Below are 8885 nucleotides of genomic sequence, written 5' to 3'. Positions count from 1 at the left end.
TATAGGAAAGGCAGTCGCACATCACGAAAGCTTCCAATTTCTGCAATCGCGAACGGGTGTTTTTCCACAGAATCGGCGGAAACCGGTCATTCGCTGCAGCGCGGACGAATGTCTGCTAAGGCACCTCGGTATCAGCGGTGACCCTGCGGTTGCGAATTAGATCAGGGCCCCTCTGCTCTGCAAGTCAAGGAAAGGGTGGCGCAAAGCGACCTATTTCGCCTATCGCGTCGGCATCTTCGTCGCCGACAATCTGATCAAGTTGACAGGTTTCTCGCGAATAAGTTAGTGCTCACGGCACCCTGCTCGCGCAATTCCCAAGGGTCGCGTCTCAGTGGAGTTGCTCAATCAAGTAATCTCCCACATGATGAGTGCCGAGTTTCCAGCATATCAGATCGAACCTGACGCCTCTTCCCGACGCGATGAGGAGCCACATGCCGCCCCATCCCATCCGCCCCAGACAAAGCGCGGAGATCCTGCATTCACTTGATGCCCGACCTCTGGCGGCAGAGCAGTATAGCCCGTCGAGACTTCACGCATTGTCCCCGACTGAGGCCCTTCAGGCGGTCACGGCCAAGGCGGAAGGACTTAGCAGCGAGGAAGCGGCGCGGCGCCGAGTCGCGCACGGCCCCAACCAGCTACCCGAACCGCCCCGACTAAGCCCGCTGCTGCGCTTCCTGGCGCACTTCCACAACGTGCTGATCTATGTGCTGCTCGCCTCCGCCGCGGTGACGGGGGCTCTTCAGCATTGGCTGGACATGGGCGTGATCCTTGCCGTGGTAATCGTCAACACGGTGATCGGCTATGTCCAAGAAGGCCGCGCCGAGCAAGCAATGGCCGCGATCCGGGATATGCTGGCGCCGCGCGCGGCGGTGCTGCGCGACGGACGCCGACAGAGCGTTGACGCGGCCGATCTGGTGCCCGGCGACATCGTGCTGATCGAGGCGGGTGATCGGGTGACAGCCGATCTTCGGTTGATCTCGGCCCGGGGGCTGAAGGCCGAGGAGGCGATCCTGACCGGCGAATCCGTGCCGGTCGACAAGGGCACCGCATCGGTCGCGGAGGATGCGCCGCTGGGCGACCGGAATTCGATGCTCTTCTCGGGCACGCTGGTGGCCGCCGGGGCGGGACGCGGCGGCGTCGTGGCGACGGGCGCACAGACCCAGATTGGCCGGATTAGCGGCATGCTGAGCCGGGTCGAGACGCTGACGACGCCGCTCGTCGCGCAAATGGACCGCTTCGCCCGCTGGCTGACGGTCTTCATCCTTATGGTGGCGGCGACACTCCTGACCTACGGCTACTTCGTCGGCCACCTGCCGTTTTCCGACCTGTTCATGGCCATCGTCGGCCTCTCGGTAGCTGCGATTCCCGAGGGATTGCCAGCAGTGTTGACGATCACCCTCGCTGTCGGGGTGCAGGCAATGGCCCGACGCAACGCCATCGTTCGCCGCCTGCCGGCGATCGAGACGCTGGGCGCAGTCTCGGTGATCTGCTCGGACAAGACCGGAACGCTGACGCGCAACGAAATGACGGTGGCCTCACTCGCCGCGACCGAGCACGTTTATTCCGTGATGGGCAACGGTTACGCTCCCGAAGGCGCGGTGCGCTGGCGCGATGCCGATATCGACCCGGACGACCACGCGGTGCTGATGGAATTCGCCCGCGCCGCGGCGCTTTGCAACGATGCGCTGCTGCACAGCCATGCCGAAGGCTGGCGTGTCGAGGGCGACCCGATGGAGGGCGCGCTCATGGCGCTCGCCGGCAAAGTCACCCGAGACGGGCCCGAGCCCTTCCGCGAATGGTCCCGTGCCGATGCAATCCCCTTCGATGCGGCGCATCGCTACATGGCCACGCTGCACCGCGACCGCAAAGGCCACGCCTGCATCCACGTCAAGGGCGCCCCCGAGGCGGTGCTTGCACTCTGCGCCGACCAGCGCAGCGCCGACGGCAGCACGGAACCGCTGGACGTCGATCACTGGCACGCAGCGATCGAGGAGCTCGCTGCCGAGGGCCAGCGGGTGATCGCGGTCGCCACACGCGCGGTGTCTGCCGGCCACGCCGAGTTGGTGTCGGCTGACCTCGAGGGGCAGCTGACCCTCGTCGGCCTGATCGGCCTGATCGATCCCCCGCGGGCCGAGGCCATCGACGCCGTCGCCGACTGTCATACCGCGGGTATCCAAGTGAAGATGATCACCGGCGACCATGCCGCCACGGCGCGCGCCATCGCCGGAAGAATCGGGCTGAAGAACGCCGAGCGCGTTCTCACCGGAGCGGATATCGAGGCGATGGACGACGCCGAACTGGCCGACGCGGCCGTGAAGACCGACATCTTCGCGCGCACTTCTCCGGCCCACAAATTGCGGCTCGTAACGGCCCTGCAATCGCAGGGGCTGACCGTCGCCATGACCGGAGACGGGGTAAACGATGCACCGGCGCTCAAGCGCGCCGATGCCGGGATCGCCATGGGTCGGAAAGGCAGCGAGGCAGCCAAGGAGGCCGCCGAATTCGTACTCGCCGACGACAATTTCGCATCTATCGCCGCCGCAGTGCGCGAGGGCCGGACGGTCTATGACAATATCAAAAAGGTCATCAGCTGGACGCTACCCACCAATGCTGGCGAGGCAATGACGATCGTCGCAGCGCTCTTTGCCGGCATGACACTACCGATTTCGGCGGTGCAGATCCTCTGGGTCAACCTGATCACCGCCGTGACGCTGGGCGTCGCGCTCGCGTTCGAGCCGTCCGAGCCCGGCACCATGCGCCGCCCCCCTCGCCCGCGCGCCGCGCCGCTGCTGACGGGTCAACTGATCTGGCACATCGTGCTCGTCTCGTCGCTATTCCTGATGGCGGTTTTCGGGGTTTACTTCTACGCCACCGACCGGGGCTATTCACCGGTCCTCGCGCAGACGATGGCAATGAACACCTTGGTGGTACTCGAGATTTTCCATCTCTTCTTCATCCGCAACATCCACGGCACCTCACTCACCTGGGCGGCTGCCCGGGGAACGCCGATCATCTGGGTCTGCGTGCTCACCGTCATAGCCGCTCAGTTCGCGATCACCTACGTTCCCCCTTTGCAGAAGGTGTTCGGAACACAAGCGGTGCCATTCCCTGAAGGCGTATTGATCATCCTGATCGGCATCGTTTTCTTCGCCCTGATCGAGATCGAGAAGCAAATGCGGCTTGCACTTCGAAGCCTCACCGCCTGAAAAGAATCGGTTTGCTCAACTGCCCGGAAAGGGCTCTTTGATCCGGTCGGGTGACCTTAATGGAAAACCCCAGTCTCAAATGGTCCAGTTTTCACTGGGCGGAGCGATGGCACCGAAGTTCGCCCCCTTTTTTCGAACTCAATGCAACCACAAGTATGATATGCAACGGACTTCCCACCTCATCTGTAAGCCAAAAACGTTAATAAGAGCGGCTCAAGAAGCAAGTTGGAAGTGACCTAACCGAAGAAGTGCTCGACGATCGCGAACTGAGGATTATGGATTCTGCCCGGGCCCGGTTCAGGGCATGGACACGGGAGCTGGGCTGCCTGCATTGCGGTATTGTCGAAACCGGTATCGCGATTTGGCGGTCCAAGACCTGCGAATGAGCGAAGACCCGCAGCCCCGATACGGCTGCGCGGTGTCATGGCCACACCGCCTCGGCCGAGCTTCCATTTGTGCCAAAGGGGACAAGATTGCCTCCTTATTTACTCAATCATTTCCTGAAGCGCCTCGAGCGCTGGAATTTCGATGCAGCGGGCACTATGCATCCGAATTAACCCGTCCTTCTTCAGCCTGCTCAGGCCGCGGGAAACTGTCTCGAGGGTCAGACCAAGGTAGTCCGCGATATCGGAGCGGGTCATGGAAAGCTCCACGTGTTGCTGCCCTCCCTGACGGTTGGCCATATCGAGCAAGAACGATACAAGACGCTCGCACGCGTATTGCCGACCAAGAACCAGCTGTTGACTTTGCGCGGCGAGAAGGTGTGCCTTGAGTGCGCTCAGCCAAACTTCAGTCAGGGAATCCTGCACATCGTGAACGGCAACCGAGCTATCCTCGATCGCTTCCGCAAAGAATTCATAAGTTCCATGGACGGCGAAACCGAAGACCTCGCCCGGCATGCAGAAGGCCAGAATCTGGCGCCGGCCATCAGCGAACAGATGGTAGAGACGGACCATCCCGCCTTTCACCGTGAAAATTTTTCCGGCGTGGTCCCCCTGTCCAAAGATGAGGTCGCCCGCAGCATAATGGGTCACTGGGTTCGCCGGGGAGGTGGCAAACGTGCTCTTGTGGTTTCCGACCTTCGCGATCCGGGCCAGTGCGGCGAATTCGCGGTTGCTTTGAATGGTCATAGTGATCTCCCTGTCCTACGCAGAAAGATTCATCGCGCATTTCCATCTTTTGCGAAATTCGGAGATGTCCGTACGGGATTCTACTTAGAGCGGACCTTTGGATTGAGGCTGCCCGCGACTGCCTCGACAAGCCGTCCCCCAAGAAGTGGCTTCAGCAGGACGGTGCCGCTGAAGGTATCAGGCATCGTCCGTAGGCGGTCGGCCAAAAGAACGATTGGAACGGCAAAACCCCTGACCACGTGCCACCCATCTTCCTCTGAGGAGATGGCGTCTTCGTCGATCACCGCGCAGCCGATTTCTGCAGCCCCCGATACCTCTCGCATTGTCCGGAGACTGCTGGACGACATGACGAGCAATCCCTCAGCCTCAAGGGCAAAGGCTATGGATCGTCGCAACCCGTCATCCTGTGCAACGACGAAGATTGATCGCCTCATGTCCAGCTGTGCTCTCCTTGCTATAACGCAGAGATAGTTTCCCTTGCGTATGGCATTACTGCCGCAAACAAGCGCGTCCGGCGTTGAGGTAAGTCAATTTGAGAATGTCTGCGGGCGCCCGGCTATTGGCCGAGGAACCCCGCTGCGAGTGCCATGCGCACGAGTTCCGGGAGGCTTCCGGCAGCCATCTTGGACATCACCGCCGCCCGATGGACTTCGACTGTTCGGGGACTGATGTTGAGATCGTAGGCGATCGTCTTGTTCGGTAGGCCTGACACGACACCGGACAAGACTTCCTTCTCCCGTCCGCTCAGACGGTCGAGACGGCAGCGAATGGCATCGGTGTTCTCAGCTTCACCTTCTGCTTCCAACTCGGAGGCGATGCGGTTTATCGCCTCGATCAGGCTTTCTTCTTCGAAGGGTTTCTCGATGAAGTCGCGGGCGCCCGCTTTCATCGCTTCGACCGCCAATGGCACGTCGCCGTGGCCAGTCACCACGATCGCGGGAATTCGAACCCGAATGCGTTCCATCTCGCGAAGTAGCTCGACACCATCAATATCTGGCATCCTCAGGTCGGTCACGAGGCACGCTTGTTGGATCGTTGGCGCTGCAGCGAGAAAGTCGGTCGCAGACTGGTGCTGTCGTACTGTGAAACCAGCCATCGTGAGCATAAAGGCAAGTGACTTTCTGACCGCGTCCTCGTCGTCGACGAGGTGAACCATAAAATTATCTGGCAGCATTTGCTCTCTCATCTTCGTAGATTGGCAGGGTGAAACGGAAGGTCGCACCACCGTCGGCATTCTTCGACACTTCGATGGTGCCTCCATGGGACTCGATGATGCGCTTGGAGATCGAAAGCCCGATTCCCATACCTCCGGACTTCGTTGTCACGAACGGTTTGAAAAGTTGCGACGCGATTTCCGCAGATATCCCTGGCCCGGTATCGGAGACTTCCACGACCACTTGCTCAGGGCCATCTGCGAAAGTCCGTACGCTCAACCTTCTTGCATCACTGTTGCGCATAGCTTCGATCGCATTGCGCATCAGGTTGGTTAGCACCTGCTGTATCTGAACGCGATCGACCAACAGCGGGCCCACTGTGGGATCGAATTCGAAGTCTGACTGAACGCCCACGTCGTTCGTGCCCATCAGCGCGAGAGCGCTCGCTTCCTCGACAAGCTTGCGGAGATTCTCGACAGAATTCTGGCTGTCACCTCGAACAACGAGTTCCCTCAGGTGGCGGATGATCTGGCCCGCCCGAAGCGACTGTCGAGCCATTTCCTCGACCGCTTCCCGCATTCTCGCGGCAGTTGAGTCGGGGGCCTGTTGCAGCAGGCGAGTACACCCCTGCGCATAGTTGGCAATGGCTGACAACGGCTGGTTCAATTCGTGGGCCAGAGTGGAAGCCATCTCGCCCAGTTCGTTCAATCGTGCGAGGCGCGCCAACTCCGCCTCGACTTCTTGCAGCTGTGCGCGCGAGTTGGTGCGTTCGGTCAGGTCTTCTACGAAGCCGGCGAAGAAAATCTTCTCACCGTGGCGGATCTCTCCGACCGTCAGCTTCATGGGAAAGGTTGAACCGTCCTTGCGCCGCCCGACAACGATCCGGTCGATGCCGATAATGCGCTTCTGACCCGTAGTGAGGTAGCGCTGGATGTAACCGTCATGCTCGTCATGATAGGGCTCCGGCATCAGCATTTTGACGTTCTGCCCGACGACGTCGTCTTCCGGGTGGCCAAACTGTCTTTCGGCTGCCGCGTTGAAGGATGTCATGATTCCATTGGCATCGATGACGATCGTTGCATCCGGCGACGAGTTGAACAGCGTACGCAGATGTGCCTCGCGTTCCCGAAGCTCCTTCTCCGTATCATCCATCTGCCGACGCGTGCGATGGAGCATCTCGCCCATCCAGGCGATGACGAAAGCGACAACCACGAACACCGCATAAGGCAATAGAGGCGTCGCCTCGAGCCTATGTAGGCTGAACAACGCCGCACTTCCGATGACCGACAGTCCGATCGCGAGTAGAGCCGGACCTATTCCCCCGATCACCGAGGCGGTCAGGATTGCTGGAAGGAATATGATAAGGAGCGAGCCGTCGTTGAGCACGCCCCGAAGAGCGAGACCAATCAATGCAACGGTGGCCACCGCGACTGCTGCGATCGCATATCGAAAGAGGTTTCGCCGAAACAGCGCACCAGCGGCGGCGCGCTGCAGCCCCTTCCTACCTTTTCTTGCCTTCTGTGCCGTCACAGCTCAGCTCCCAGCCACCTGGCTCAAACCCAGCTCGCCGGCGACGTCATTATCGTCCTCGAACAGGTAATTACGCCCTATGAACCATGTCACTCGCAAGCCGCGGCAGCGCAAGACCCCGCATTTCCAAAAGGAGTATCTTCCGCATAGCTTTGTTTCTCAACCAATTTCGGCGATAGAAAACCGACAGTTCCTTGGTGCATTGACGACACCACGCGAACTCGCGCATTCATGCATCTTGCCTCGCAGCGCTTCTCAAAGCGGGAGACCGATGAGTCGGCCGGGCGCGTGCATGACTTCGGTCCTGCTCCCTTCTCTCCGTCAATATGCGACACGATAACGCTACCCGCGTGGGGCGAGCGGCTTATCCGCAACACTCAAACCGGACTACAAATTCATTGATGCAAATCAACGAATGCGTACGTAACATTGGCGTGAATACTGAGGTCCGTGCGAGGGAACTTCAGAAACGCGCCGAGGCAAACGCACGGACAGGGTGTCAGTTCAATTGCGTAAAGAGTGGCTTGTTCGACGTACGATTTCTATCGTCGCGTTTGCCTTGGGGAATGGGGATAAAGAATGTCGAATACACTACTCACCAATTTGAAACGCACCGTGGCGCCGGCCGCTTTGCTGCTGTGCCTCGGGGCTCCGGCTTGGTCGGGCACATTCGATGACGCGCCCGTCATCGACGTGACCGGCGATGGTCTCATCTTCTCCGATCCGGCGGAAGGCGTTGAACCGCCCGGCCTCAAGGCCGTGACGGGGGAGGTCAACGCCGACTTTGGCAACACGAACAACCCGCAAGGTATCACCAACTGCCTGATGGCGAATACGCCGGACTTTACCTGCACGGCCCCTCCCGGCTCGGGCAAGCGCGTGAAGACGCAACTGACCGGCCCGACGCCGATGGATATCATGCTCTCGACGCAATCGAGCGGCGACATCACGGAATACTTCACCTACGGCAAAACCTCGAACCTCACCGGCGCCCGCATTCTGGCCTTCAAGGTGCAGCTCGGTACCGGCTCGGGTGACAGCTTCACCCCCTTCGATACGGCCGATCCCAAGACTGCAGCGCTTTTCGATCCCGATTACAACTCGAAATTCAATCTGCCCGACGGGCTCTTCGGGGATGGCGGTCAGGAAGGAACAGGCATCGGCTTCTTCGACGGCACCTCAGCCGAGATGACCATTGCGAACACCGCCAACACGCTCGACGCGACGAACCTGTCGAACAGCGTTCTGGCCACCTATTTCGGCGAGTCGCTGATCGACAACAGCATGCTGCCTACAGCCTTCTTCTGGGACGCGACCGGCACCGACGTCGTCTCGGACGAGCCCGTGCTCATCGCGTGGCATAATCTGAGCGCCGACCAGTGGCAGTACGGCAATCTGGGCGTGAGTGGCACAGACTTGGACATTAAGCTGCAGGCGATGGCCGACTCGCTGGGCGTGACGGTCGCGGATCTCGGCTATACCGGCGGTGGCGCCGTGCCCGCCGATATCGTTGCGGCGATGCAGGCCAATGGCCTCTATACGCAGGACGTGGTCGAGGATCTTCGTAACCTCAACCTGAACTACATCATCGATCTCGGCGATGTCGCGGGCAGCAACGTCACGATGCGCATCGCGCCGATCTTCGCGCCGATCGTCGAGCAGACGGCGACCCCCTACCAGTTCGCGACCGCCGGTCGTCTCGATGCGGCCGCAAATATTCCCTATCTGGATATCGGGAATGCGGCGACCTATCAGACCGCGATCAGCGACATCATGGCGATCACGGACCCGGTCGCGCGCAACGACATGCTCGAGACGACGGGCTACAGCTTCCTGCCCGCCTTCGGCGCTGTCGGCTTCGAGTT

The 8885-nt window shown here is 60.3% G+C and carries 6 protein-coding genes; 2 read left to right on the top strand and 4 right to left on the bottom strand.

All coding sequences use genetic code 11. The annotated features are described in order from the left end of the window. Window positions 1-431 precede the first annotated feature (431 nt). Window positions 432-3206 (top strand): cation-transporting P-type ATPase, encoded by a 2775-nt coding sequence (locus BMI87_RS21565; protein WP_078523513.1) that lies wholly within the window; start codon window positions 432-434, stop codon window positions 3204-3206. A gap of 485 nt (window positions 3207-3691) precedes the next feature. Here BMI87_RS21565 and BMI87_RS21560 read toward each other — a convergent pair whose 3' ends face one another. From BMI87_RS21560 to BMI87_RS21545, 4 genes are all read right to left on the bottom strand, one after another. Continuing rightward, window positions 3692-4336, bottom strand: a complete 645-nt coding sequence (locus BMI87_RS21560) for a helix-turn-helix domain-containing protein (RefSeq protein ID WP_078523512.1) — start codon at window positions 4334-4336, stop codon at window positions 3692-3694. 80 nt (window positions 4337-4416) lie between these two features. Beyond that, window positions 4417-4770 (bottom strand): hypothetical protein, encoded by a 354-nt coding sequence (locus tag BMI87_RS21555; protein ID WP_078523511.1) that lies wholly within the window; start codon window positions 4768-4770, stop codon window positions 4417-4419. Window positions 4771-4892: 122 nt separating this feature from the next. Next, window positions 4893-5510 (bottom strand): response regulator FixJ, encoded by a 618-nt coding sequence (gene fixJ, locus BMI87_RS21550; RefSeq protein ID WP_146681732.1) that lies wholly within the window; start codon window positions 5508-5510, stop codon window positions 4893-4895. Then, window positions 5497-7020, bottom strand: a complete 1524-nt coding sequence (locus tag BMI87_RS21545; protein WP_078523509.1) for a PAS domain-containing sensor histidine kinase — start codon at window positions 7018-7020, stop codon at window positions 5497-5499. The genes fixJ and BMI87_RS21545 overlap by 14 nt, the downstream gene beginning before the upstream one ends. A 579-nt stretch (window positions 7021-7599) precedes the next feature. Here BMI87_RS21545 and BMI87_RS21540 point away from each other — a divergent pair. Further along, window positions 7600-8885: choice-of-anchor F family protein (locus BMI87_RS21540; RefSeq protein ID WP_078523508.1), on the top strand; the 1286-nt coding region annotated here is incomplete at its 3' end.

Source organism: Thioclava sp. F28-4 (genome assembly GCF_002020045.1).
Lineage (GTDB): Bacteria > Pseudomonadota > Alphaproteobacteria > Rhodobacterales > Rhodobacteraceae > Thioclava > Thioclava sediminum.
Note: the sequence above shows the minus strand (reverse complement) of the source record. Positions and strands in the feature narration are given on the sequence as shown.